This window comes from Methanofastidiosum sp. (assembly GCA_035362715.1).
Lineage (GTDB): Archaea > Methanobacteriota_B > Thermococci > Methanofastidiosales > Methanofastidiosaceae > Methanofastidiosum.
The window spans coordinates 1-26,868 of record DAOSDU010000018.1; the positions used below are offsets into that span (position 1 = coordinate 1).

At 34.8% G+C, this 26,868-nt stretch carries 22 protein-coding genes; 12 read left to right on the forward strand and 10 right to left on the reverse strand.

Going from position 1 to position 26,868, the window contains the following annotated elements; genetic code table 11:
- Positions 1-174: 174 nt before the first annotated feature.
- The 4 genes from PLI06_09245 (at position 175) to PLI06_09260 (ending at position 5,418) form a co-directional block, all read left to right on the forward strand.
- Positions 175-2,016 carry a PAS domain S-box protein gene (locus PLI06_09245; GenBank protein ID HOI77777.1) on the forward strand — a complete coding sequence of 614 codons (1,842 nt, stop codon included), beginning with the start codon at positions 175-177 and terminating at the stop codon, positions 2,014-2,016.
- Between the two features lie 25 nt (positions 2,017-2,041).
- Positions 2,042-2,941: a PAS domain-containing protein gene (locus PLI06_09250; GenBank protein ID HOI77778.1), complete on the forward strand. Its 900-nt coding sequence runs from the start codon at positions 2,042-2,044 to the stop codon at positions 2,939-2,941.
- A gap of 38 nt (positions 2,942-2,979) precedes the next feature.
- A complete protein-coding gene (locus PLI06_09255; GenBank protein ID HOI77779.1) occupies positions 2,980-4,683 on the forward strand; it encodes a PAS domain S-box protein in 1,704 nt (567 codons plus the stop codon).
- 144 nt (positions 4,684-4,827) lie between these two features.
- Entirely contained in the window at positions 4,828-5,418 is a 591-nt protein-coding gene (locus tag PLI06_09260; GenBank protein HOI77780.1) for a hypothetical protein, read from the forward strand.
- On the opposite strand, the gene PLI06_09265 is transcribed toward PLI06_09260, so the two are convergent.
- On the reverse strand, positions 5,419-5,748 hold the full coding sequence (locus PLI06_09265) for a hypothetical protein (GenBank protein HOI77781.1): 330 nt from the start codon (positions 5,746-5,748) through the stop codon (positions 5,419-5,421).
- A 137-nt stretch (positions 5,749-5,885) separates the two neighbouring features.
- Positions 5,886-8,942 carry a PAS domain S-box protein gene (locus PLI06_09270; GenBank protein ID HOI77782.1) on the reverse strand — a complete coding sequence of 1,019 codons (3,057 nt, stop codon included), beginning with the start codon at positions 8,940-8,942 and terminating at the stop codon, positions 5,886-5,888.
- Between the two features lie 196 nt (positions 8,943-9,138).
- Here PLI06_09270 and PLI06_09275 point away from each other — a divergent pair, with 196 nt between their 5' ends.
- On the forward strand, positions 9,139-9,438 hold the full coding sequence (locus PLI06_09275; GenBank protein ID HOI77783.1) for a hypothetical protein: 300 nt from the start codon (positions 9,139-9,141) through the stop codon (positions 9,436-9,438).
- Between the two features lie 4 nt (positions 9,439-9,442).
- Here PLI06_09275 and PLI06_09280 read toward each other — a convergent pair whose 3' ends face one another.
- The 7 genes from PLI06_09280 to PLI06_09310 form a co-directional block, all read right to left on the reverse strand.
- Positions 9,443-10,894, reverse strand: coding sequence for a class I SAM-dependent DNA methyltransferase (locus PLI06_09280; GenBank protein ID HOI77784.1), 1,452 nt, complete (start codon positions 10,892-10,894; stop codon positions 9,443-9,445).
- On the reverse strand, positions 10,894-12,345 hold the full coding sequence (locus PLI06_09285) for a restriction endonuclease subunit S (GenBank protein HOI77785.1): 1,452 nt from the start codon (positions 12,343-12,345) through the stop codon (positions 10,894-10,896). The genes PLI06_09280 and PLI06_09285 overlap by 1 nt, the downstream gene beginning before the upstream one ends.
- Complete coding sequence (locus PLI06_09290; GenBank protein HOI77786.1) at positions 12,342-15,092, reverse strand: type I restriction-modification enzyme R subunit C-terminal domain-containing protein; 2,751 nt, start codon at positions 15,090-15,092, stop codon at positions 12,342-12,344. Before PLI06_09290 ends, PLI06_09285 begins: the two co-directional genes overlap by 4 nt.
- A 124-nt stretch (positions 15,093-15,216) precedes the next feature.
- On the reverse strand, positions 15,217-16,080 hold the full coding sequence (locus PLI06_09295; GenBank protein HOI77787.1) for a DMT family transporter: 864 nt from the start codon (positions 16,078-16,080) through the stop codon (positions 15,217-15,219).
- Positions 16,081-16,125: 45 nt separating this feature from the next.
- Positions 16,126-16,347 carry a hypothetical protein gene (locus PLI06_09300; GenBank protein HOI77788.1) on the reverse strand — a complete coding sequence of 74 codons (222 nt, stop codon included), beginning with the start codon at positions 16,345-16,347 and terminating at the stop codon, positions 16,126-16,128.
- A gap of 45 nt (positions 16,348-16,392) precedes the next feature.
- Entirely contained in the window at positions 16,393-17,052 is a 660-nt protein-coding gene (locus tag PLI06_09305) for a TrkA family potassium uptake protein (GenBank protein HOI77789.1), read from the reverse strand.
- Between the two features lie 13 nt (positions 17,053-17,065).
- Positions 17,066-18,394 (reverse strand): potassium transporter TrkG, encoded by a 1,329-nt coding sequence (locus tag PLI06_09310; protein ID HOI77790.1) that lies wholly within the window; start codon positions 18,392-18,394, stop codon positions 17,066-17,068.
- Positions 18,395-18,500: 106 nt separating this feature from the next.
- On the opposite strand from PLI06_09310, the gene codA reads away from it, so the two are divergent.
- From codA to PLI06_09325, 3 genes are all read left to right on the forward strand, one after another.
- Entirely contained in the window at positions 18,501-19,769 is a 1,269-nt protein-coding gene (gene codA, locus PLI06_09315) for a cytosine deaminase (GenBank protein HOI77791.1), read from the forward strand.
- A 114-nt stretch (positions 19,770-19,883) separates the two neighbouring features.
- Positions 19,884-21,347, forward strand: a complete 1,464-nt coding sequence (locus tag PLI06_09320; protein ID HOI77792.1) for a catalase — start codon at positions 19,884-19,886, stop codon at positions 21,345-21,347.
- A gap of 105 nt (positions 21,348-21,452) precedes the next feature.
- Positions 21,453-23,633: a PAS domain S-box protein gene (locus tag PLI06_09325; protein HOI77793.1), complete on the forward strand. Its 2,181-nt coding sequence runs from the start codon at positions 21,453-21,455 to the stop codon at positions 23,631-23,633.
- A 10-nt stretch (positions 23,634-23,643) separates the two neighbouring features.
- On the opposite strand, the gene PLI06_09330 is transcribed toward PLI06_09325, so the two are convergent.
- On the reverse strand, positions 23,644-24,405 hold the full coding sequence (locus tag PLI06_09330; protein ID HOI77794.1) for an SDR family oxidoreductase: 762 nt from the start codon (positions 24,403-24,405) through the stop codon (positions 23,644-23,646).
- A 137-nt stretch (positions 24,406-24,542) separates the two neighbouring features.
- Between PLI06_09330 and PLI06_09335 the strand changes: the two genes are divergently transcribed.
- From PLI06_09335 to PLI06_09350, 4 genes are all read left to right on the forward strand, one after another.
- On the forward strand, positions 24,543-24,995 hold the full coding sequence (locus tag PLI06_09335; protein ID HOI77795.1) for a GTP-binding protein: 453 nt from the start codon (positions 24,543-24,545) through the stop codon (positions 24,993-24,995).
- A 43-nt stretch (positions 24,996-25,038) separates the two neighbouring features.
- Entirely contained in the window at positions 25,039-25,707 is a 669-nt protein-coding gene (locus PLI06_09340) for a CTP-dependent riboflavin kinase (protein ID HOI77796.1), read from the forward strand.
- Positions 25,708-25,710: 3 nt separating this feature from the next.
- Complete coding sequence (gene pyrH, locus PLI06_09345; GenBank protein ID HOI77797.1) at positions 25,711-26,385, forward strand: UMP kinase; 675 nt, start codon at positions 25,711-25,713, stop codon at positions 26,383-26,385.
- 12 nt (positions 26,386-26,397) lie between these two features.
- The coding region (locus tag PLI06_09350; GenBank protein HOI77798.1) for a tRNA (guanine-N1)-methyltransferase at positions 26,398-26,868 on the forward strand (471 nt) is incomplete at its 3' end.

Below are 26,868 nucleotides of genomic sequence, written 5' to 3' on the forward strand. Positions count from 1 at the left end.
TGCGCTCTGGCACAATCTTTTGAATCTAAATGCAGGTTAATATGTCCCACAGCCTCTTTTTTCCATATATTTATATATCTGTACTAGTAAAATATTACCGTAGTAAATAGGTTTAAGACTTGATGAAAAATGCGCAATAATATCCCAATTAACCCCGAAATTCCTAAGGAGATAATGGACAAATGGCAGAGAATAGTAAATATTATGGCAAAGATTGTTGGGGTTCCAGCTGGACTGATAATGAAGGTTGATCCACCACAAATTGAAGTTTTTATATCTAGTCAAACTGAAAAAAATCCTTACCATAAAGGCGAAAAGGCTAATCTAAATACAGGCCTTTACTGCGAAACTGTTATGCAAAAACGTGAGTCTCTGTTGGTCTCTGATGCTACTAAAGATCCTAATTGGGATCACAATCCAGATATCCCTCTCGGAATGATATACTACCTTGGATTTCCTATTCAGTGGCCTAGTGGCGAAATTTTTGGAACTATTTGTGTTCTTGATTACAAAGATAACCCAAAAGCTATTGCTTACAAGGATTTGATAAAGGAGTTTAAAACAGTCATAGAAACAGACCTCGATCATATCTTGAAAAAACATGAACTTGAGCAAGAAAAAGAAAGATTAAAAGAAAGCGAAAGAAAATATTCATTGTTATTTAATAGAATGCTTAGTGGGTTCGCCTTACATGAGATTATCTTGGATAAAGATGAAATACCTTGTGATTTCAGATTTCTTGATATAAATCCCGAGTTTGAGACAATACTAGGGGTAAAAAGAAAAGAAATCATTGGTAAGACTGTATTAGAAGTTTTTCCCAAAACCGAAAAGTATTGGATTGAAACTTATGGCAAGGTGGCCTTAGAAGACATTCCAGTTAGATTTAGCCAATATTCTTCAGAATTTGATAAATATTTCGATGTATCTGCATTTAGTCCTGAAAAAGGAAAGTTTGCCACTTTGTTTATGGATATAACAGAAAAGAAAAAAACAGAAGATGCACTTAAGCAAAGTGAAAAAAAATATCGAGAATTAGTAGAAAACGCAAATAGTATTATTTTAAAATACGACAAATATGGGAACATACTCTCAATGAATGAGTTTGGATTGAAGTTCTTTGGCTACAAAGAAGAAGAGCTTCTTGGAAAGAATTTTATTGGTTTAATAACTCCTGTGATTGAATCAACAGGGAGACATCTCGATGATTTGCTTTTAGAAGTATTCTCTAATGTTAAAAAATATCCTCAGAATATTAATGAGCATATTAAGAAAAATGGAGAACGTGTATGGGTGTTATGGACCAATAGGCCAATAAAAGACGAAAATGATAACTTAATTGGATTGTTTTCAGTTGGCACTGATATTACCGACAGGAAAAAAGCTGAAGATGATATCAAGAGATTAAATGAGACTTTGAGTATTCTAAACAAGATTTTAAGGCACGACATAGCCAATAATTTGACAGTCACATCTATGGCCTTACAACTAATGGAAACAAAAGATGAAGTTCTGAAGGATAAAGCAGAAAGGTCGATTGCAAAGAGTGTGGATCTCATAGAAAGAATAAGGGGACTAGAGTTCGCTGCTTCTAATGAAAAAACAACTGGAAATTTTGATGTAAAGAAAGTTATCGAAGGGATAATCAAAACTTACCCTGAAACAATTTTTAATATCAAAGGAAGCGGAACAGTGATAGCAGATGAAGCTCTTGAGCCGGTATTTGACAACATCATACGAAACGCTATAGTCCACGGAAAAACGGACAGAATAGACATCAGTACCACATGCACCGACGAAATATGTGAGGTAAGGATCACCGATTACGGTAAAGGGATCCCTGATGAGATAAAAGGCAGGATATTTGAGGAAGGATTTAGCTATGGCGATTCGAGAAGTACAGGCTTAGGACTTTACATCGTCAAAAATATCCTAGAAAAATATGGCGGAGAGATTATAGTAGAGGATAATAAGCCTAGTGGGGCCATCTTTATCTTGAGATTAAAGAAAGCATAATTGTCTTACTTAAGAGGGGGCTAGAATGGAGAATTGTAATAAAAACGAAATTGATTCGCAAATACTTGATTTATTCTTTGAAAAATCTCCATTTGCAATCCAATCCTTAGATGAATCCGGACATATTGTTAATGTCAGTAGTGCATGGCTTGATATTTTAGGATATTCAAAAGAATATGTCATTGGAAAATCATTTGGCGATTTTCTCTCTGATAATTATAAAGATCATTTTAAAGAATGTTTTCCTAATTTTAAAGAAATGGGCCAAATAAGTGATGTAGAATTTGAAATGATTAAAAAAGACGGCTCAAAAGTATTTGTATTATTCAATGGGAAAATTATCCACGATAGTAAAGGCAAGTTCAAGCAAACTCTCTGTTTTATGCAGGATATAATCAATCGTAAGGCAATCGAAAAGGAATTAAGTGAAAGTGAAAACAAATATAGGGAAATAATTGAGCATTCACCAGATAGCATAGTTACTGTTGATTTGAAAGGATTTGTTACTTCATCTAATTCTGCATATGAAAAATTTACCGGTTATTCTAAAGAAGAAACAATTGGTAAACATTTCACTAAGTTACCATTTTTGAAGATTAGTGATATGCCTTCTTATATAATAATATTTAGCAATCTTTTAAGAAATAAATCTGCCACAAGTTTTGAATCTTCATGGATAAAAAAAGATGGAAGTATATGTTTTGGTGAAATTCTAGTTGATTTAATAAAGAAAGAAAATAAAATTGTTGGATTTCAGGCTATAACAAGGGATATAACCGAAAGAAAAAGAACCGAAGAAAAATTAAACGGAATACATAAACTTTCTAAAGAATTGGCAGTAACAAATGATATAGATACAATCGCTGAAAAAACCGTAGAAGTAATGAAAAATACTCTTAATTTGACACTGCATTTTTCATTTTAAGAGAAGGTAATGAGCTGAAAGCAATTGTCTCACTAGGATTGCCCGAACATGACAAAATAGTATTTGACATTAATTCAAAAAAAGGAATAGTTCCATTCGTTGCTAGGGAAGGAAAAACTTATCTTACAAATAATACAAAAAAAGATAAGCTATTTATAAATTTCTTTGGAAAAAATATCCCTAATTCCGAACTTTGTGTTCCCATTAAAATAGGTGATGAAGTCTTAGGCATATTAAACACTGAAAGTCAAAATCTTGACGAATATACCAAAGAAGATGTAGAAATGCTTGAGACATTGGCCTCTGAAGTTGCAGTTGCCGTTGCATATTCTAAATCCTTGAATAGAATTCAAGATGAACTAAATAGAAGAAAACAAATTGAGATATTCTTGAGAAGAAGTGAGGAGAAATACAAGGAACTTGTTGAGAATTCAAATAGTATTATATCAAAATTTGATAAAGATAGTAGGATTATTTCAATGAATGAATATGGATTAAATTTCTTTGGTTATACTGAAGAGGAATTAATCGGAAAAAGTTGGGATGAAACAATTCTGCCCCGAATAGACTCTGATGGTAGAAACCTTCAAAACTTAGCTTTAGATATTTTTAAAGATCCAGCAAAACACGGTATAAGTATCAACGAAAATATCAAGAAAAACGGAGAGCGGGTGTGGATTCACTGGACAAATAAGCCAATTCTAGATGAAAAAGGAAATCTAACTGCAATATTGTCTGTCGGTTCAGATTATACAATGTTTAAAAAATTAGAAGAAGATCTGAAGGGCAGTGAAGAGAAGTTCAGAATATTCTTTGAAAAGGCCAATGATGCAATCCTTATTTTCAATTGCAAAGATGAAATTATAGATTCAAATGAAACAGCAACTAGGATCTTTGGATATACAAAAGAAGAATTTTTATCATTGAAACTGCCGGATATTCAAGCACCTGAAGTAAGAGGTATTCCTGGAACTGTAATAAAATCAGAATTTGAACTTTATAAAGATAGAATATTTGAATCAATTGATATTGATAAATATGGAAATAAAATTCCAGTTGAAGTCAGCACTTCAAAAATTCGCCTTAAAGGAGAAGACCTTGCAGTTGGAGTTATAAGGGATATTAGAGAAAGGAAAGTATTTGAAGAGAAAATAAAAGATAGTGAAAACACTTTAAGTGGAATAATTACGGCGGCCCCAATTGGGATTAATCTATTCAAGGACAGAATATGGATTTGGTCAAACAAGGGCATGGAAAAAATTACAGGCTATAAAATCAATGAACTTTTGAACAAATCTCCAAGATTTCTTTATGAATCTGAGGAAGAGTACGAGAGAGCTGGAAAAATTCTTTACAAAAATCCACGAGAAAAAGACATCGCTGAACTTGAAACAAATTTTGTGACTAAATCAGGAGAAATAAAAGAAGTTTACATTATAAATAGTTCCTTAGATAGCAATGACTTTTCCAAAGGATTCATAACTTTAGTTTTAGATATGACTGATAGAAGAAAAGCTGAAAAGCAACTAGAAGAAAATCTGGAATATTTTGCTCATCTTGTCGACCAAATAAGGAATCCCTTGGCAATACTAAGTGGCTTTACGCAAGTCGAGATACAAAATGAAAAAACTAGGACTAGAATTTTGAGGCAAGTAGAAAGAATTGAAGAATTGATTAAAAAACTGGATCAAGGTTGGATGGACACCGAAGAAACTAGAAAATTCTTGGAGAAATACAAATGATACTTTGAGTACAAGAAATTGATTTTGCAAAATAAGGCTGTTATTATCAAATTAGCCGATATCAAGGATACTTTTTTTCAATAAGTAGATTGTTAAGAATAAAATTTATAATCTCAATGAATACTATATTCTCAAGTGATTAGAATGGCAGAAGATGATTCAGAAAAAAATAAAGAAAAGGGTCACTCACCAGCTAGGATTGTTATACGTGATTTGATATCATTTATAGTGTTTCTTATAATACTCGGATTTCTCAATATTTCTCTTGACTTTTTTGATAGTAACATACTCGCTGAAGTTGTAAGGCTACTTAATAACAATATATGGCTAATCTTTGTATTCTCAATTATTTTCACAATAGGTGAAGTTTTTGGGAGTTTTAGATTTCCTGGAAACTTGCCTGCGCCAATATTCAATGCGATAGGTAGTATTTTCCTTCTTAACTTTCTCTTCAAAATATTTCGTCTAGTCGGGAATCTTTCAGAGATAAATACTTTTGATAATCTCTCAAAATTATTTCCATTTCTCTACCCAATAATATTCTTGCTTGTTCTTTTGGGGGGCTATATATCGATACTTTCTGGCTCCTCCTGGGAATCCCCAAAGAAGAAAGTATCTACTCAAAGTAAAACAAAAGAAGAGAGGACATGGGATGATGTTGGAGAAGAATTTAAAGAATTGCTCTACGATGCTTTTCACTCGGCCAGGGAATCAATTAAACAAAATAAAAAATAATTATTTTATTCCAAAGCAAATCCACTGGGGATCAATTTGACTTTGTAGGTATTCTTTTCTATCTTTCATATCAATATCTACGCCAATCCAGATCCCTTCAAGATTTTTTAAAGGGCAAGAAAAGCAGAAACCAGTTTTTGGGTATTCTATACCTTTTCTATAGTTGCATCTAAAATAAGAATAATTGTCAGAAACATTGATTTCTGAAAGAAGAGAACAGTTGATTTCTTTGTAGAATCTTTTTCCGCATTCTGAAGGAATTATCTCCTGCACAGAACTCTTAAGGTAATAATCAAGTCTTGATTGGAGATATCGTTTTCTTCTACCCATGAACTGAATAATACTCTATACTATAATATTCTAGAGTAAGGAGGAAAATAATTCAATCTTCTATAACATCCAAAAATAATTCCGATTTGGATTTAATTTATAAATTGACTTTATTTTTCAAAAAAGGTATTTTATATCTATAATTTACTCTTATTTAAAGTTATAATAAAAGTAGCGCCTTTAGGATGTGTATCTTCCAACTTTATACTTCCACCATATCTCTCAATAGTTTTCTTCACGATGTAGAGCCCTAACCCTGTGCCTCTAGTTTCCCCGTAACTGAACTCTTCATCGAATATTCTATCTTTTATCTCATCAGGAATCCCTTTGCCGTAGTCACTAATTTTCATCCAGCATAAATCTTCGTCTGAATTTATTTCTATATCTATTCTATCTGTTTTACCATGGGTAATAGAATTATTGATTATATTGTCTATAACAGAAATAAAAGCTTCATCTGCCATTACATCACATTCCCCACTTATTTTGACATTGACAGAGGGATATGTTTTCTTTATGACGTTCAGAACTTGATCTATGTTAATCTTTTTTAAAGTATACTTTGTACTCATTGTAGACTCAAGAATTCTTATTTTTTCAATTAGATTGACACTCCTATTAATTGCACTGAATGCCTTATTCTTTATATTCTCCTCTTTTGTTGCCATCATTTCAATGGCAATACTTACAACTGTTAGATCGTTTGAGATATCATGCCTTAATATCTTGTTTAAGAGTTTTAGATTATCGTTTAGCTCCTCAATTATCATTTCGTTTTTCTTTCTTTCAGTAATGTCAGTTATCATTACAAACGAGCCTTTGAAATTCCCATGCCCGTCAAACATTGGCGTTGCAGACACATTGGCGTACAATCCTTCTCCATTCTTTTTTATGTATCGCCTTTCATAGACTTCTGATAATCCTTCCCTTCTTAATTTCATTTTATTTGATAGTTCAGTCAAATCTTCTTTGAAAATAAAATTCTCAAATCTTTGCCCAAGCATTTCTTCAGGGGAATATCCAAGCATTTCTGCCATTTTAGGATTGACAAAAGTAGTGACGTGATTCTCATCAATGGCCCAGATACCTTCGTTAGATGTATCAACTATTCTGCGGTATTTCTCTTCGCTTTCTTTAAGTTTCTTCTCGTATTTTTTCAAATCAGTAATATCGTCAAAAGTAATTAGCACTTCTTCAAAAGTATTTGTTTTTTCATCAATAATCGGCCGTGTGTTTATTTTTAACCAGCGCATCTTATTAGGATCGTCACCATAAATTCCTCTAATTTGGTCTTTCAGGGGCTTACCTGTACGTATTGTAATCATGGAGGGGTGGTCCTCCCCTTTAACAGGAGTTCCATCTTCTAAAACCATATTCCATATGGGGTCTGTTGAAGTTTTGTCTAACATATCCTTTTTTAATAGTCCAAAACTCTCCAAAGCATTATTATTTGCATGCACTATTTTACTATTTACCGATTGGACTATCACACCTGCTTGGACAGAATCAAATAATAGCCTAAAGCGTTTTTCACTTTCTTTTATTTGATTTTCAGCATTTTTTTGAACACTAATGTCTAACGTAGATACATATACTTTCTCATAATTTTTTTCATATCCGGGCACAACGCTCCAAGTAAGCAGAACATCAATATCTTTTCCATCAATTGTGTGATTTTTGTCCTCTTTGTAAAAGTGAGTTTTACCTTCAGCAATACAAATCATAGATTCTTTAAAAACATTAAAAGAGGAATCAGAGAAAATATTAGTCAAATTATCCAAATATTCTCTTTTATTAGTGGCACCATAGAGCTTTAAAACGGAGGGATTGAAATTTAAAATCTTGACAAGTGGAACGCACTTTTTTACAAAATCCATATTATTATCTAAATATTCCTTTATATTTTTGATGCCGGATTTTTTGAGTTTATCTATTTCTTTTTTTATAAGGGAGTAGTCTTCTTCCCATATTGCAATAGGGGAGTTTTCAAATATACCCCTGTAGTGATGTTCACTCTCCCTCAACTTATCTTCCATGTTTTTCCTTCGAGATACGTCACGGACTATGTTTATGACAACTTCTTCGCCCTTTAAATTAAAAAGACTTTGACTGATTTCAACTGAGATTTTATTTCCGTATTTATCAATGTCAAGAGCTTCAAAAGTGTTCCACTTATACTTTTCTAATTCTGATTTGATTAGGGTTCCAGGAATGCCCTTCACTTCAGGTGCTTGGAAGTCGCTAACAGACATATTTAGAATCTCTTCTTTAGTGTACCCAAAGATTTTTGAAGCTTTTTTATTGGCATCGATGAATCTATCCTCTTTATTAATAATGAAAATCGCATCTTGGGCACTATCAAAAATACTTCTAAACTTATCTTCGCTATCTTTTAAGGCTTCTTCTGCCTTTTTTCTTTCTGAAACATCATCATAAATGGCCACTATCTCGCCAAAAGGCAATTTGTAAACATAGTTCTCAACCCATTCGGATATTCTATCATCTTTGTAAAACTTTGTTGGAAGATATTCAGGTTTACCGGTGGCGTAAACTCTCTTCAAGACGTCAAATAACCCGATTTCTTTTACACTTGGAAATACTTCTGAAACACGTTTGCCTTTGATTTCTTTTATTTTTACTTTGCTTTTCTCCTCTCCTGACTTGTTAATGCCTTTGATAACAAAATCTTTTCCCTGATCTATGGCATCGTAAATAGCTACGCAGGTACTCATGTTATTGTAAAGTTCTCTGTATCGAAGTTCACTTTCCTTTATATTCTCGTCATGTTTTTTTCTTTCCGTTATATCTTCTGCAATACCTGCAAGGCGTTCTATTTTTCCTTGATCATTTTTAATCCAAAATGCTTTATCTAAAATCCATCGGATAGATCCATCTTTTCTGACAATTCTGTATTCTGTAAAGTATTCTTCTTTTCCTTCTTTGAATCTTTCAAACTCTTTGGAAACTCTTTGTCGGTCTTCTTCATGTATGTTTTTAGTCCAAATACGGGGATCTTCATAAATCTCATTTGGTTTTATTTGCCAGATATCCTCAAAAGAAGAGCTGATATACTCTACTTTTTCATAATCTTTAGTCGAAGTTAACCAGAATACTTGGGGTAAGTTATTAACTAAGGATAATAGTAATTTTTCTGATTTATCGAAGTTCTTTTTAGTACTTTCTTCTTTTTTCAAGAGTTGCACCTATGTGACTAATAATATTTTTTTCATGTCGATACTAGATGTGCGTCTAAATATATATTTATTACTGTTATCCATTTGATTTTATCAAAAAAATAGTTAAAATATTATATTCTAAAAAGGATAAAAATAAAAGCTTATATACTAGTGCCAACAATACTAATAATATAGCTAATGAAGGATGATTTTGATGAAGAAAGATGTACCCTTTGGGACAAGACCTATAATAACGAATATTGTTGCAACTGGAAGATTTCCAAACGATGTAGATATAGTAAAGGCTTACGGGATTATTGACTTTGTTCACGCTGAATATAATCCTGAAACCTACCCCGCTCTTCTCGTGAAGGTCTTAATTCACGGCGAAAGAAAGCACGTTACAATCTACAAAAACGGTAAATACATCATTACAGGGGCAAGAACTGAGAAGGAATTAAATGAAGTATATGATGAAGTTATCAGGATATTGAAGGAGAATAAGCTCCTTTAATTTATTATTCTTCTAATTCTTCATATATTCTTTTAAACTCGTCAAGTGCTGACTCCAAATCTTCTGCAATTTCTAAAGCTAAGAGCTTTGGGTCTGGAAGATTTTCTGAATCGCCTAGGCTATTGTCTTTTAGCCAGAAGATGTCTAGATTTGTTTTGTCTCTTTTCATGATCTCTTCATAGGTAAATGCTTTGAATCTTTCAGTTTCTGTTCTTTCGTGCCTATTTTCTGGATTATAACATTTTATGAAATCTTCCAGGTCTTCATATCTTAAAGTATTAGTTTTCAGGGTGAAGTGGATGTTAGTCCTTAGATCATATATCCAGAGTTTTTCTGTCCAGGATTTTTCGCTTGCCGGCCTTTTGTCAAAGAACAGTACGTTTGCCTTTACACCTTGCGCATAGAAGATCCCTGTGGGAAGCCTCAAAAGTGTGTGGACGTCACACTGTTGCAGCAATCTTTTTCTGACAGTTTCCCCAGCCCCACCTTCAAATAGCACGTTATCAGGGACGACTATTGCGGCCCTGCCATTTATTTTTAATAGAGTTTTAACATGCTGCAAGAAGTTTAGCTGTTTGTTTGAGGTAGTTGCCCAGAAGTCATTTCTTTGATAGGTCAAGGATTCTTTTTCGATCTTTCCTTCACCGTTTACTATAGTAATGCTACTCTTCTTACCAAAGGGAGGATTTGTAAGGACTATGTCAAATCTGCCTCCTGGGTCTGAGGCAAGAGCATCGTCAGTTATTATTGGGCTATCCTCTCCGCCAATTCCATGGAGGTAGAGATTCATTGTGCAAAGCCTCACAACGCTATCTACAATATCCCAGCCGTGAAATGTTCCTTCTTTCAAAAATTTTTTCTGTTCAATGTCCAGAGGGTATTTTGAGATTAAGTCATGCGAGGCTAGAAGAAATCCGCCTGTACCACATGCGGGGTCACAGATAGTTTCCCCTGGCTTTGGCCTTATGACTTCGACCATAGATTTGATTAAAGCTCTCGGGGTGAAATACTGGCCGGCACCACTTTTGGTATCCTCGGCGTTCTTTTGCAATAATCCTTCATAGATTGCACCCTTTACGTCAATGCCCATGCCCATCCAGGTTTCTTCCCCTTCTATCAGCATGACTAGCCTCTTTAGTTTTGCAGGGTCCTGGATCTTGTTCTGGGCTTTTCTGAAGATGACGCCTATCATACCCTTTTCTTTCCCTAGGGATTCTAGGATATGCCTATAATGAACTTCAAGCTCATCGCCATCTTTTTTTAGGAGGCTTTCCCAGTCTAGATTTTTTGGTATCTTTGATACTCTGTTAAATGGAGGTTTAGTTTGCTCATCGTCCATTTTGAGAAATAATAAGTAAGTTAACTGCTCGACATAATCGCCATAGCTTACACCATCGTCTCTTAGGACATTGCAGTAGTTCCATAACTTTTGGACGGCCATTGATTCGTTAGACATTATATCAGCTTCTCCTGAACTATTTTTTCTTTATTTAATCTTTGCTTTTTTATTTTTTCTAAGAGGATTTCTGCAGGCTCACCCTTTGGGTCTTGCGGGACAAGCTTTCCTTCAAAAGCCTTTTTTAGGATACTCTGGCGGAGGGTTTTGGATTCCTCTAGTTTAGAGTCAACTGTTTCTTCAATGTAGTCTGCAAGGGAAAATAGTTTTTCTATTCTTTCAACTATTATGTTTTGTTCTTCGAGGGGGGGTAGGGGAATTATCAATTTTTTTATTCTGAAAAGTGCTAACTTTGGTTGATTAGTATGAATTGTGTACCTACTTATTTGTAATTGGCAAAACTCAGAATTTAAAAAATACGCCATTAATCTGTTGTTATAAATAGAACTTACTATCCTAGCAGCATTTTCTGTTAGATTTGCATTATCCAAATCTTCAGGAATAGTTCCTACTTTTCCAATAGAGCCTGCTATTGATATATAAACATCATTTTTTGTAATTATATATCTTTTAATAAAATTATAAATTTCATTTTCCAAATATTTTAATCCTTCTCTTTTTACCCCATAATTACTGAAATCAGTAACTCTAATATAGGGGTGATTAGTCTTTGAGTCTGATATTACGTATCCTTTAGGTATTCTTTTTCCTCCGAATACCTCTCCTATATTGCCCACAGAAGACCATATCCAATCATTAGGAATCTCAATAAAACAAATTTTTCTTATATAGTCTAATTCTTCATTCTGAATTTTACCTTTTATTAGTGAATTAATTTCCGGGGAAAATTTAAGCTTATCCTTATTTTTTTCTCTCCATTTTTCAGTGAGTTTTCCTTCCATCGCATATTTCAAAATAGCTTGGCGATATACTTTAAGTTTGTATTTGACTTGTTCTAAAGACTCAATACCTTTGTCAAGATTTGTGAAAAGCTCTCCTATTTTGTTTACTATTCTTTGCTGTTCGGTTAGTGGGGGGAGAGGGACTTCTAAATTTTTTAATTTTGTTTGATTTATTGATGATTGATTAACTGCATGCTGAGCAATTGAAATAAAAACTCCTGAGTACCTATAATAATTAAATAAATAATTTAAAAAATGAGGCGAAACATAATTCTTAATAGGCTTTATCCGTAGTAAATTCATACCATGTAGGATTACTTCATTTTCAATTTCAAATATAGCTGTCTTACCTAAATGGAAATCACTATTTATATTACTAAATAATATGTCTCCTATTGACAATCTATATTTCTCAACTAGGATATTATCTATATTCTGTAAATAACCGACTCTATCCATATTAATAGTTCCATTAGATATAGTTTCTATTCGTGTTACTGGTATGCCCAATCCTTTTTTATTTTGTTTTTCTGTTATGCCATTGGAAATACTTGAAACAATCATTTCCAAATTCGTCCAAACCCAACCCTTGGGCAATTCCCCCTTCACTTGCTCACCAGTGCTTCCTGTAGCTCTTCCATGACCTTATCTATTTTTCCATTAAAGATTTTATTAGCCTTAACAAGTCCACCCTTATTGTGGAATGGAGTCTGCTCAAGATCATCTTTATTTATGCTCATTGAAGTTGCAATGTGGTCTTTTATCATCTTTAGCCATTCTAACTGCTCACTAGTAAACGTCACACCTTGCTTCTTCTTGCTTGATATCCACTCTTCAAACCTCTTATCCACCGTATACGAAAAAGGTTCAAGGACTTGAATTTCTCCAAGCTCAAATTTTAAAAGAGATACAATATCTGTAAGTAACTTATGGGGTCCAGCACCCCTAACTTTCGATTTTTCTAGCTTTTCATAAGCCGCCCACAACTTATCTGTTGTAAGGTAGTAAGGCGGCTTTTCTATCGCTTCAGCAAGCTCCTTAATAGCGTCATAAGTTAGAAACCTTGTTGGATAAGGATTACTATAAATAATCTGAAGTGCTGTCAATTCATCCTTATTTTCTTCGATGAAGTTCTTGAAGTTATTAACAATTATTCTTGCTTTTTCTGCTGCAAGATCATCAAATCCTGCAAATAAAACTTCATCCTTACTTATGTTATCAATTATCTGCTCGTTCTTCTTTTTTATCTCTATAATCTTTGACCGTAGCTTTGGATTGTCAAATGGCTTACTTGCTTTATCTAGAAGCTCTTCTGAGGCCTTGTTTAACTGCTCCTTTGTTGGCTCAGTCGTATCAAACATCTTACATGCAGTTTCAATAGTTTTGTCTGGATCAACGGCGTCAAGAAGTTCATTTACGATCTCATTCATGTTCTTTCCAGCTATCTTTTGAATCTCCTGTTTCTCCTTTTCATTCATCTCTAAGTCAATCTTTGAAAGTCTACCTGCAAGAGAGGATATCATATCTTTATTCTTTTTTCTTAAAGCCATACCCATAAGCAACTTTTCTAAAGGTACATTTCTTGCCCTCTCAAGTGGCATTGAATCAGTTTTGTCTGTTTCGCATACTCCAACAGCATCAATAATTACAAAATGAGTTTTATTTCTTGCATCAGAAGTTACCAGTTGTAAATCAGTGGGATTAATTATTCTTGTCCCCCTTCCCTTCATTTGCTCGAAGTAAACTCTAGATTTGACATCTCGCATGAATATAAGGCACTCCAATGGCTTGATATCCGTTCCAGTCGATATCATATCAACAGTAACAGCTATTCTTGGATTGTAAGAGTTTCTGAAACTTGCGATCAGGTCTTCAGGTTTCTCACCCATTGTTCTGTAAGTAATCTTTTTACAGAATTCATCTCCCTGGCCAAACTCTTCCCTGATTATATTGACAATGTCTTCTGCATGCGAATCATCTTTAGCAAAAATTAGAGTCTTAGGCACTTTTTTTCTTCCCGGAAATATGTCGGTAAACAATCTTTCCTTGAATGTTTTTACCACAGTCCTGATCTGATCAGGCGCAACAACTGATCTGTCAAGATCTCGTCCCTCATACTTTAATTCTTCGTCAAGGGACTCCCATCTAACTTGCCTTGTTACTCTGTCCCTTTTATCAATGTAAAACCCTGCCTCAACGGTGCTACCCTTTTCAGTAATGGCCGTATTAATTCTGTAGACATCATACCCAACATTAACCCCATCTGCAACTGCCCTCTCATGATTATACTCCATCACAAGATTTTGATTGAAAAATCCGAGAGTCTGCTTTGAAGGCGTAGCTGTAAGCCCAATAATAAAAGCATCAAAATATTCTAAAACTTGTCTCCATAAATTGTAAATTGACCTGTGGCACTCATCTGTTATAATAAAATCAAACGTTTCAATCGGGATGAAAGGATTGTAACAAACATCAACTGGCGCCCCATCAATATCTTGATCAAAAAGAGACTGCTCTTCAGCTTCACTTTCCATTTCGATTTCTCCCCTAAGCATCGAATACACTCTTTGGATTGTTGAAATACAAACTCTACTTGCCGGATCAATTACATTTGAAGAGAGATGCTGAACATTATATAGCTCAGTAAACTTTCTCCCATCATCTGGAGTTTTATACTTGCTGAATTCTGTCATGGCCTGTTTTCCAAGATTTGTCCTATCTACTAAGAAAAGAACTCTTTTTGCATTTGAATGTTTTATCAATCTATAAACAAAGCTAATTGCGGTAAAAGTTTTTCCAGAACCTGTTGCCATTTGGATTAAAGCTCTAGGTCTTGTATCTTTAAATGATTTTTCAAGGTTTGTCACCGCCTCAATTTGGCAATCTCTTAGCCCCTCTGTTATTAGAGGGGGCATCTCTTGCAACTTTCTTCTTAAAGTTTTTTCATCAGATAGAAAATCCTTCAAACTTTCAGGTCTGTGAAACGAGAAGATTCTTCTTGAGCGAGATTTTGGGTCTCTTAGATCAACAAATGAAGTTTCTTTTCCAGTGCTAGCATATACAAAGGGAAGTGGATTACCATAAGACGGAATGTCATCAGGCAAACCTCCAACATATCTTATTGATTGGTCTGCAACTCCTCCCAAAGGTATTCCGACTCTTTTAGCTTCAAGGACACCACAAGCTTTTCTATCAATAAAAAGAAGGTAATCGGCAATTCCTGTAAGAAGTGGGAACTCTCTTACGGCAACACCCCTTGAAGCGCCGAGATCCATCATCTTATAATCTTGAACAATCCACCCGCACTCAGAAAGCATCTTGTCAATTTCTTCTCTGGCTCTAGCTTCATTATTCATCAAAACATCCCTATACATCAATAAATTGAATATAATCTGCACTTTTACAAAGTTATAGATATGAATTCTACATTTATTCAAAATTAATAAGGGATTTCCCTATAAAAAACTTATTCTTTTCTAACTATTCCTTTTTTGAAAGTAGATAAACCCCTATACAAAGAATAAGAATTCCTGCTATCTGCATGGGTGTTACTAACTCTCCAAGAACGAGAAATCCAAGGATTGCAGCAAAAAATGGTGTTGATAATTCTAGGGCACCAGCCTGTGCAGCTTTGACTCTTTTAAGACCTTCATAGTATAGGATGTAACCGACTCCAACTATGATTCCAATTATAATCTGATTTACACTTCCAAAATGGAATTCTGATTTGGAGAGCAGATAGATTGAAAAAAATATGGCTGCAATTAGGAACCTGTAAAATGTAATTATCCCGCAGTTCATATTCTTTAGATACTTTCTTGCAACTATGCCAGTGGTGGCCCAGGATACAGTTGCACCCACTACGAATAGGTCTCCCATAGTGCCTATTCTCAGTATAAGTAGATTCTGTAAAGTTTGAGTTGTGACAAGTAGAGCCCCAAATATCATTATGAAGATTCCAGCATAATCATATTTTGAGTGCTTTTCATCCTTTAAGATAAAATAGCCTATTAGTATAATAAAGATAGGCTGGAGATGCCCTATCAAAACTGCATTTAAAACAGGGATCTTTGTGAGCGCAAAGTAAAATAATAGATCTGCAACAAGAGTCCCAACAACAGCGATATAGAATATCACAGAAAATTCTTTTTTAGAAATCTTAATATTTTTCCCATTTGTTGAAAGTGCATAGATTAAGGCCACAACAGTTACAAATATCGCCCTGAAAGCTGAAGTCTGAACAACGCTAGAATTGGCATAGGCAAGTTTTGCAAATATGGGCTCAATAGCCCACATCACACTTGCACCAACAATTGCCAAGACTCCTATTCGCTTTTTATCCATTGGAGGGGTATGCGATAAGTATCTTAAAAAAGTTCCTATGATGATTTACTTTCTACCTAATAACAGTTGTAGGATATCTTTGTAAATTGGAAATTCTTTTTTCTCTTTTTCAGAAAGGGTATACCCTGCTTCAAAGGCTTCACTAGCTTGGGATGATTTAGATTCTTCTTCCAGAGCATCTCTTTCCTGAATTTCTTTTATAGCAATATATGCTAAAGCTCCAAAAGTCCCAAGACCGGCAAGGATAATCTTATCTTCATCATCCATGCATTATATTCGAAGATTTAGAAATAAAAAGGTATTTGTTATATTTTATTTATTATTTGATTTTAACTTTGCAATATCCTCATTTTTACCTATGATGGCAAGAGAGCTATTCTCAGTTATAGTGAAGCTCCCTCCAGGGATCAGATGAAAAGGTCCTTTTGGCCCCTCTTTCACGGCTATAACCTGTATTCCATAATTATCATCTAATTTTAATTCAGCAAGTGTCTTGCCCACATACTCTTTTGGAGCTTTTAGCTCAAAGATTTTATAATCAGGTTCGACAGGAAGCCAATTAATAAGATTCGGTGTTGTGAGCGTTTCTGCAAGTTCTATCGCAACATCTTTTTCAGGATAGATTATCTTTGTGGCACCAACTAGCCCTAAAATACGGCCATGATCCTCATTTATTGCTTTTGCTATTATCTTTTCAATACCTAAATCTTTCAGATAGAGGGTAATCATAACACTTGCTTCAATATTGTCCCCCATACATACTATTGCCGCATCTACAGATTTATCCACAAACTCCGATAACACTTTCCTGTCAGTTGTATCAGCAACAATTGCTTGGGTAACTAAATCTTTAATCTGCTCAACTTTTCTTTCTGATTCGTCAATAACTAAGACTTGATTTCCTAGTTTGTGAAGGGCAGTTGCAACATTTATGCCGAAATTCCCAAGACCAATAACTACAAATTGTTTCATCAAATCACTTCTCTTATCCCACAAAGATATCTGCCTTTGGGTATTTAAAAGATATTTCCTTTTGTTTACCCAATAATGAAAATCCTATTGCCAATGGACCTATTCTCCCTATTAGCATAAGTGATATAATTACTAATTTTCCGATTGAACTAAGGTGAGGAGTGATACCCAGAGAAAGACCAACAGTGCCAAGTGCAGAGACAATTTCAAAAAGAAGTGAAATGAAAGAGAATTCTTCTGTGAAAAGCAATATCCCTAAAGCAACGACTATAAAAATCATTGAAGTTATAAAAATACCAAAAGCTTTGTCTATTTTCTCAGGGGATATAATTCTCTTGAAGATATTTACGTCTTTTTTGCCTTTTAGAAGATAATATGTGAATAGAACTAATACACCAAAGGTGCTTGACTTCATACCTCCTCCAGTTCCTCCAGAAGACGCACCTATAAACATCAAGATCATCATGATAAAAAGGCTTGGTAGGCCCATAATAGATATATCAACGCTATTAAACCCAGTCGTGCTTGAGGATGATATTGCTTGAAACAAAGACGCCATAATTGAATCGCCTTCAGAAATAAAAATAATAATGAATCCGAATAATATTAGGGTTATTGTTAGCAAGAAGCTAAATTTGGCATAGACTGAGAGCTTCTTTTGTTCCTTTTTATAAGATGCTCCGATGAATCTTAAGACATCATAGATAACAAAAAATCCGATTGCCCCAAGTATGCACAAAATGCTGATGACTACGTTCAATAAAATACTGCTTTGGTATCCTATAAATCCATCTTTGAATAGTGAGAATCCTGCGGTGCAGAAAGCAGAGACTGAGTGAAAGACTCCCAAATACAAAGCATCATTAAAACCAAAATCTTTTGTCCAATAAAGAGTGAGCACTAAAGCGCCCAAAGCTTCTATTGTGAATGTAATTACTGTTATTATTTTTACAAACCATATCATATTAACTGTCGTTGGTCTCTTAACTGATTCTCTTAGTAGTATTCTATCTGTGATGGATATTTTTCCTCCAAGTCCCAAGACCATTAATGTAACCCCTATCATATACCCAAGTGCGCCAATCTGGAATAATAGCAATATTATTCCTTGGCCAAAAAGAGAATAATATGTTCCAGTATCTTCGACTATAAGGCCAGTCGTAGTTGAAGCCGAAGTAGAAGTGAAAAGAGCGTCAATATAATTTTGAGAGATACTAGATGAGGAAGCTATAGGTAACATAAGCAATAATGACCCTATTATTGATATGGAAATATACCCTATTACCAGTAACTGAATTGGCGTTAAAACATCCCATACCTTTTCTAGAGTGATTTTCTTCATCTGGTCTATCTTTTTTATTTTCTTTTATATCTATTTCTTTTATTTTATTGAAATCCTTAAGATTAAATTTATATTAATTGAAAAAGAAATACTGTTTGGCGAGAATATGGATTTAATTTTGAGAAATGCTAGATTAAACGATAATAATTATTTAGTTGATATAGGGATTTGCAATGGCAAGTTTTCTGAGATAAAAAAGAACATTACTAAGAAAGGTGAAGAAGAAATCGATTTGAATGGAAGATTTGTTTCCCCACCTCTAGTTGAGATACATGTGCACATGGACGCAGCCCTTACTGTGGGCGAGCCTAGATATAATCTCGGGGGCTCGCTATTAGAAGGGATTGATATATGGGCGGAGAGAAAAAAGACCCTTACAAAAGAAGATGTCAAGGCTAGGGTAAGGAAAGCGTTGAAGTGGGAGCTTGCAAACGGAGTTACAAGAGTTAGGACCCATGTTGACGTTTGTGATCCCTCTCTAAATGCGCTCAATGCTATGGTAGAAATTAAAAAGGAGTTCAAGAATTATATCGATGTTCAGATAGTCGCATTTCCCCAGGAAGGAATCTTTTCATATCCCGATGGAGAAGAATTGATGAGAAAGGCAATGGAGAAAGGCGCAGATGTAGTGGGAGGAATCCCCCATTATGAGTGGACAAGAGAGGACGGTGTAAAGGACGCAATATTTGCAGTTTCATTAGGAAAAGAGCTAGGCAAAATGGTGGATCTTCATATAGATGAAACTGATGATGATCATTCAAGATTTGTTGAAGTTTTAGCAGCAGAAACAATAAAGAAGAATCACCAAGGAAAAGTCACGGCAAGTCATACTACTGCAATGCACTCTTACAATAATGCTTACGCCTTCAAGCTATTAGGATGGATTAAGAAGGCAGAGCTAAATATGGTCACAAATCCTCTTGATAATTCTGTTCTTCAGGCAAGATTTGACACATATCCAAAAAGAAGGGGCCACACTAGGGTAAAAGAGATGGACGCAATGGGGATAAATGTCTCTATAGCTGATGATTCTATCATGGATCCATGGTATCCTCTTGGGCTTGGAGACCCTTTGCAGGCGGCCTTTGTTTTTGTCCATTACGGCCAGATGTCTGGGTACAATGAAATGATGAGATTGATTGAGATGATTACAACAAATCCGGCCAAAGCGTTTGGCGCCAAGGATTATGGCATTAAGGAAGGAGCTCCTGCTGACCTAGTAGTATATGATGCACCAACAGCAATAGATGCAATAAGGCTAGTTGCTAGGAGATACTTAGTTATCAAAAATGGTAAGACCATAGCACAAACAAAACCATACGAGACTAGTGTATTCCTAAATGGAAAAGAAGAGGCAATAGACTTTATTAAATAATATTTATTATTAAATAGAATTTATAAATATTTGCTATTTCTTAATTAAACTTTAAAGTATATCCGATAAGTATTTGAGGATAAACTTATTATAATGAAGGAAGGAGGTTTTAAAATAGAAGAGAAAAATAAGAAAAAGTTGACTACAGTTGCCGGCGCACCTGTGGCTGACAATCAAAATACAATGACTGCGGGACCTAGAGGCCCTGTATTGCTACAGGATGTATGGTATCTTGAAAAATTAGCTCATTTTGATAGAGAAGTTATACCTGAGAGGAGAATGCATGCAAAAGGCTCTGGTGCATATGGAACATTTACAGTAACACATGATATTACAAAGTATACCAAGGCAAAGATTTTCTCTGAAATTGGAAAGAAAACTGAGATGTTTGTACGTTTTTCAACAGTTGCTGGTGAGCGTGGTGCTGCAGATGCAGAGCGTGATATCCGTGGCTTTGCTATGAAATTTTATACAGAAGAAGGCAACTGGGACCTTGTTGGAAACAATACTCCAGTTTTTTTCCTTCGTGACCCACTTAAATTTCCCGATTTAAATCACGCGGTAAAACGTGACCCTCGTACAAATATGAGGAGTGCAAAAAATAACTGGGACTTTTGGACATCACTTCCCGAAGCATTACATCAGGTAACTATCACTATGAGTGACAGGGGTATCCCATTATCTTTTAGACACATGCACGGTTTTGGTAGCCACACTTTTAGTATGATTAATGCCAAGAATGAACGAGTATGGGTCAAATTCCATCTTGTTTGTCAACAAGGCATCAAAACCTTGACAGATGCAGAAGCTGAAGCCGTAATAGCGAAGGATCGAGAAAGCAATCAGCGTGACCTTCTCGAAAGCATCGACCGTGGAGATTTCCCTAAATGGAAGATGTTTATACAGGTAATGACTGAAGAGCAAGCAAATAACATGCCTTACAATCCTTTCGATTTGACAAAGATCTGGTATAAGAAAGATTTCCCATTGATAGAGGTTGGGTATTTTGAACTAAATAGAAATCCAGATAATTATTTTGCAGAAGTTGAACAAGCAGCTTTTAACCCCGCCAATGTTGTCCCTGGGATAGGCTTTTCACCAGATAAAATGCTTCAGGGAAGACTGTTCTCTTATGGCGATGCACAACGTTACAGATTAGGCGTCAATCATCATCAGATACCTGTAAACGCACCAAGATGCCCTGTAAACAGTTACCATAGGGATGGGCAAATGAGGGTTAACAATAATGCAGGCAGCACTCTTGCATATGAACCTAACAGCTATGGAGAATGGCAAGAACAACCAGGTTTCAAAGAACCACCACTTTCTATAAATGGTCCAGCAGACAATTGGAACTTCCGGGAAGATGACGATGATTACTATACTCAACCAGGCAAACTTTTTAGATTGATGAATTCTGAGCAGCAAAAAGCATTATTTGAGAATACTGCTCGTGCCATGGGGGAGGCTCCAAAACATGTTAAAATCAGACACATCGGAAACTGCTTGAAAGTTGACCCTGCTTATGGCAAGGGAGTTGCGGACGCATTAGGGATATCGTTAGACGAAGTAAAATAATTCATTAATTATAAGATTTAATTTTAATTTTTTATAAATATTATATCTGACATACTGAGATTAAATCGAAACATTTAATAAAGAAAATTTAAATTATACCTTTGAATGGTAATAGATTTAAAGAAAAAATATTTTTCGATAGCTAAAGATAAAGGTTTCACCGATGTTTTAAATTACCTCTATGGCTTATATGAAAATCTGCCAATGCCATCGGCTATTATTAATCAGGATTATAAGATTTCAGAAGTTAACCACAAATTTTTACGCTTTTTTAAATATGAAAGAGACGAAGTAATTGGAAAAAGTATTCTGGAATTTATTGTATCAGAGCATAAAGAAATTTTTTGTAGTTCAATAAAACAATTAGATAATTTTGATGACATCTCCAAAATAGAATTTGAAATGCTGGATAAATTAGGAAACAATATCCTTATTTGTTTCTCTGCAACAATTGCTAATAAATTCTCAGAGAATTCTCTAGAAATCTTTTGCATTATGGAAGATATTACACTAAAAAAGTCTTGTGAAATAAATCTAGAATCAAAAAATCTAGAAATGTCATTGCTGCTAGATAACATGGAAGCACATGTGTGGTATCTAAAAGATAGCGAGACTTATGGATTTGTAAACAAAGCGCATGCCGATTTTTTGGGGTATTCCGTAGACTACTTAACAAACCGTAATCTTAATGAGTTTTTATCGAAAGATATTGCAGAAATCTGTATCAAAGGAAACGAAGAAGTATTTTCTAAAAAAGTTACTATCCATACAGAAGAACGGGCTCCCAATTCTAAAGGTGAAAATAGGCTTTTAGATATAACAAAGACGCCATTAATTGATTCGATTGGAAATGTAAAATACGTTATCTGCATTGCATCTGATGTCACGGATAAAAAAGCCGTAGAAGATAAATTGAGAGAGAGTCAGAATAGGCTAAACTCTCTTTTTGAAGGTTCAATTGATGCAATATGGGCTTCAAAAGTAGACGGAACAATAGTTGAAGCAAATCAAGCTGCTGCAGATATGTTGGGGTGCGACCTTAAAGAATTGATTGGTTCAAACATAACTAATTTTTATGTAAATCCTAAAGATAGGGTATTATTTAGGCAAGAAGTTGAGAAAAACAAATCCGTAAAGGATTATGGGATAAAACTTAAACGAAAAGATGGAAAAGAAATAGATTGTGTATTCTCTTCTTCAATATGGGCAAACTCCAATGGAGAAATATTGGGTTATATTGGAATTGTACATGATATAACACATATCATAAAAACTACCAATGAACTTGTAGATTCGAGATACCTTTTACAGAATATAATAGATTCCCTCCCAGATGCTACTTTTTCAATTGATAATGGAGGCAATGTACTCTCTTGGAATAAGAGAATTGAAGAGATGACTGGAATAAAATCAGAAGAGATTATTGGAAAAGGAAATCATGAATATTCCATACCTTTTTACAGGGAACGCAGGCCCGGATTGGTCGATCTTATACTGAACTCTGAAAAAGAGTTTGACATAAGGTATGATAACCTAAGAAGAGAGGGGGATACAATTGAAGGAGAAGCAAAAATATTCAATTCCAAAGGAGAAATACTTGATGTATGGGCAAAGGCAACTACGCTTCGTGATGCCAGTGGTAAAACTATAGGTGCAATTGAAAGTATTAGGGACATAACAGAAGCGAAATCAATAGAAAATGATTTGAAGAAAGTTTACATGGCAATTGACCAAGGCCCAGGTATAGTCGTAATCACAGATATAAAAGGGAATATCGAATATGCCAATCCCAAATTTGTTGAAGTTACTGGATATACTGCAGAAGATGTATTGGGTGAAAATCTCAGGATAATGAAATCAAATTTTCTGCCTTCGGAATTTTATACAAGTCTTTGGGATACAATCTCTTCAGGTTATACCTGGAAAGGAGAATTTCACAATAAAAAGAAAGATGGAAATTATTACTGGGAATATGCCACAATTTCTCCAGTTAGGAATGAAAAAGGAGAAATTACAAACTACATAAAAGTTTCCGAAGATATCACGATGAAAAAGAGGGTCAAAAAACAATTAGATGAAAATCTAGAATATTTTGCCCATCTTGTTGACCATATTAGAAATCCATTGGCTATATTAAGTGGATTTGCTCAAGTCGAAGTTCAAAATGAAAAAACCAAAGGCAGGATTATAAGGCAAATCGATAGAATAGAAAATATTATTACTCTTTTAGATAAAGGTTGGATGGATACAGAAGATACAAGAAGATTTCTTAAAAAATACGAATAGATAATATTTTCTAAGTCTTTCCAAGAGTGCATTCATAGATCTTTCCAGTAATAACCTCAGTCTGAATTAATAGATCAACTAGGGGAAAAATATCTTTGGGGTAAAGCTTTCTCTTTAGGAGCTGACCTTCAATAATCTTTTCTTCTATTTCTGCCACACTTATATTTGTTCTTCTTGATTGTAGCTCAATTTCTTTTTCATGCCTTTCAGTAAAAACATAAGTTGGAGATATCCCGTTAACCTTGATATTGTATTTTGCAGCCTCACTTGCGGAATACTTTATTAGAGCTTCAAGTCCTGCCTTTGCAATTCCGTAGGGGGCTTTATTATATGAAACATCTTTTGACGATGAAGAAACAAAATGCAATACATTGCCTCCCTGATCGCCATTTCTTTTCATATATTTGATTGATTCTTTTGTCAGCATGAAAGCAGTTTTAAGATTCGTATCAATCACTTTATCATATTCCTCAATTGGGAAATCTTCAATGGGATGGGAATAGAGGCTACCTCCAATGGTATTGATCATCACATCAAGTCTTCCGTATTCCTCAATGATGTAGCTAAAAAGGAATTTGAGATTGTCCTCTGAGTTCAGGTCCATGGGCATGTAGTTGAACTTCTCATCTTCCTTTATCCTTGTAAAATCCTGGAGATTCTTCCTGCCGCTTCCTATTAGAATCTTAACATTCCTATTCAAGTGCTCTAGGATGGGTTTACCAATCCCCCCGCTTGCACCTGTCAGCAAAATTACCTTTTCGGAGAGTTCCATAATTATAATTGTGGATTTACTAAATTAAATAATTATCTGATTAATTTGTATTTATATTCAACAATACCAATAACTTTATATATTATTAGATAACTATATTGATTAGCAATAGTAATTAGTACTTTGAGGAGATTATTATGGAAGATGTTAAGGTTGTTGTCTTTGGAAAGGAAAACGCTGGGAAGAGCACTCTAATCAAAGCTATAGAGCACGACGCAATAAACATTGATAAGAATAATACTACAGTTTCAATGGATTATGGAAGAGCGATTGTTGGCGGAAGAAAAATTCATTTTTACGGAACACCAGGGCAGGAAAGATTTGACTTCATGCGGGACATCTTATCAAAGGGTGCAAACATAGGCATAATGGTTTTGGATTCTACAATGAATATCTCAGAATTTGACATACACCTTTTACAGGAATTAAAACATAAAGGAATCCCATGCTTAATATTTTTGAACAAGAGCGACATTGCTGACACAGAAGCGATAAAAAGAAAATTCAATGGATTTCCAGTAATAGCTGGATCTGCAAAGATGGGAAATGGCATAGATGAATTAATCCATTCGCTTGTAGACCTTGCATAGAATCCCAATAACCTTTTAAATTTACTAAAATAATCTTTAATATATGAAAGACAGCTACCTCTTACCTCTTTTAACATTAGCTAAGAAGGGTAAGGTCAAAGGGTCTGTTTATATTTCTTCAAAGGATCTTGGAAAAGAGCTTGGTGTATCTCAACAGACTGCTTCAAGGTGGCTAAAAGAACTGGAATCTTTTGGCGCTATACAAAGAATATTTGTTAAGGGAGGGCAGACAATTACGCTTACTGAACACGGAAAAAATTACCTGAAGACTTTCTTCGTTGAAATGTGCGAACTATTCAACAAAAAAAATGATGAACTTACTATCGATGGAACAATAGTGTCTGGGATAGGCGAAGGTAAATATTATGTTTCAAGGCCTTTTTACAAAAAACAGTTTGAGGATGGCCTTGGTTTTAGCCCTTATCCGGGAACACTAAATATTAAACTCACTGATGAAACAGACATCCTGCTTAGAAAATTCCTTGATAGGTATCCGTCAGTAATATTAAAATCAGGCACCGACGAAGGAAGGTCTTTTGGAAATGTCAGATGTTACAAAGCATTGATTGATGGCAGGGTAGAAGGTGCAGTAATAATACCTTTAAGGACCCACCATCCGCAAAATGTAGTTGAAATTATAGCCCCTAAAAATCTAAAAAACTTCTTAAAGAAAAAAGACGGTGAACTTATTAGAATTACAATTGAGGTTTAGTTTATGAGGATTGTTTTAAAAATTGGCGGATCTCTTGTTTTTTCAGATAAAATTGATGTTGAACTGGTAAAGAATGTTTGCAAACAAATTGTTTCACTATCAAATACTCATGAATTCTTAATTGTTGTTGGGGGAGGAACGATTGCAAGAGAATATATCCGAGTTCTAAAAGATATCGGAAAAGATGACACGTTCCTTGATTTTGTCGGGATGGAAGTTGCTAAGTTGAATGCTTCTCTCTTCATGGGGGCTTTAGGGAAAAAAGCTCCAGTAGAAGTTTCAAATGATTTTAAGCATGCTTTGTCTACTTTGTATTTGGGCAAGATCCCTGTGCTTGGTGGAACACATCCAGGGCATACAACTGATGCCGTTTCTTCCATGCTTGCTGAATTTGTAGACGCAGATTTATTCTTGAGATTCACAAATGTAGATGGCGTTTATGATAAAGATCCCCGAAAATTCCCCGATGCAAAGAAGCTTGGGAAAATCACTCATGAGAATCTTCTTGATATAGTTGAAGGGACTAAGGCAGAGGCTGGAGTCAACGCAGTAATTGATCCATTGGCAGCAAAAATTTTGAAGAGGTCAAAGATAAAAACTATAGTCTGCGGGAAGGAAGAACTCAAGAGTATAAAAGCCATTATAGAGGGAAAGCATAAAGGGACAGAAATATTCTAATCGTCAGATGCCATGATAGGTGCAAGAGTCTCTAGGTCAGAAGCAGAAAAGCACAGAATTTCTCTTTTAGATATGGGAGTCCTCGATATTAATTTTAAAATTGCCTATGATGGTGACTATGTAATAATGCCACTCAAAGAGAAGGTTAAGGATTATGATATTGTAGATTATGATTTCATACCACTTGAGAAGAGAAAAAGCTCTTTGAGAGAAATACTATCAAAAAAAATTCCCGAATCTTATCTTTTAAAACTCCGGGCTTTTGACGCAATAGGGAATATAGCATTGGTACAGTTGAGTGATGAGCTAATCCCTTATCAAAAAATGATAGGTGAAGCGCTTTTAGAGTTAAATCCATTCATCAAAGCAGTTTTTAGAAAGGATAGCATTGAAGGGGAGTATAGGGTTCCAAAACTAGAGCTTATCGCTGGAGACCATATTACAGAAACAGTCTATCGGGAGTTTGGAGTAAGAATTTTGCTT

What these genes read in the sequence shown, in the direction of transcription:
- PLI06_09325 (HOI77793.1), top strand. Translation starts at nt 21,453, where the DNA reads ATGGTAATAGATTTAAAGAAAAAATATTTTTCGATAGCTAAAGATAAA.
- PLI06_09340 (HOI77796.1), top strand. Translation starts at nt 25,039, where the DNA reads ATGAAAGACAGCTACCTCTTACCTCTTTTAACATTAGCTAAGAAGGGT.
- PLI06_09310 (HOI77790.1), bottom strand. Translation starts at nt 18,394, where the DNA reads ATGAAGAAAATCACTCTAGAAAAGGTATGGGATGTTTTAACGCCAATT.
- PLI06_09260 (HOI77780.1), top strand. Translation starts at nt 4,828, where the DNA reads ATGGCAGAAGATGATTCAGAAAAAAATAAAGAAAAGGGTCACTCACCA.
- PLI06_09250 (HOI77778.1), top strand. Translation starts at nt 2,042, where the DNA reads ATGGAGAATTGTAATAAAAACGAAATTGATTCGCAAATACTTGATTTA.
- PLI06_09245 (HOI77777.1), top strand. Translation starts at nt 175, where the DNA reads ATGGACAAATGGCAGAGAATAGTAAATATTATGGCAAAGATTGTTGGG.
- PLI06_09330 (HOI77794.1), bottom strand. Translation starts at nt 24,405, where the DNA reads ATGGAACTCTCCGAAAAGGTAATTTTGCTGACAGGTGCAAGCGGGGGG.
- PLI06_09335 (HOI77795.1), top strand. Translation starts at nt 24,543, where the DNA reads ATGGAAGATGTTAAGGTTGTTGTCTTTGGAAAGGAAAACGCTGGGAAG.
- PLI06_09305 (HOI77789.1), bottom strand. Translation starts at nt 17,052, where the DNA reads ATGAAACAATTTGTAGTTATTGGTCTTGGGAATTTCGGCATAAATGTT.
- PLI06_09275 (HOI77783.1), top strand. Translation starts at nt 9,139, where the DNA reads ATGAAGAAAGATGTACCCTTTGGGACAAGACCTATAATAACGAATATT.
- PLI06_09290 (HOI77786.1), bottom strand. Translation starts at nt 15,092, where the DNA reads ATGAATAATGAAGCTAGAGCCAGAGAAGAAATTGACAAGATGCTTTCT.
- codA (HOI77791.1), top strand. Translation starts at nt 18,501, where the DNA reads ATGGATTTAATTTTGAGAAATGCTAGATTAAACGATAATAATTATTTA.
- PLI06_09295 (HOI77787.1), bottom strand. Translation starts at nt 16,080, where the DNA reads ATGGATAAAAAGCGAATAGGAGTCTTGGCAATTGTTGGTGCAAGTGTG.
- PLI06_09300 (HOI77788.1), bottom strand. Translation starts at nt 16,347, where the DNA reads ATGGATGATGAAGATAAGATTATCCTTGCCGGTCTTGGGACTTTTGGA.
- pyrH (HOI77797.1), top strand. Translation starts at nt 25,711, where the DNA reads ATGAGGATTGTTTTAAAAATTGGCGGATCTCTTGTTTTTTCAGATAAA.
- PLI06_09280 (HOI77784.1), bottom strand. Translation starts at nt 10,894, where the DNA reads ATGTCTAACGAATCAATGGCCGTCCAAAAGTTATGGAACTACTGCAAT.
- PLI06_09265 (HOI77781.1), bottom strand. Translation starts at nt 5,748, where the DNA reads ATGGGTAGAAGAAAACGATATCTCCAATCAAGACTTGATTATTACCTT.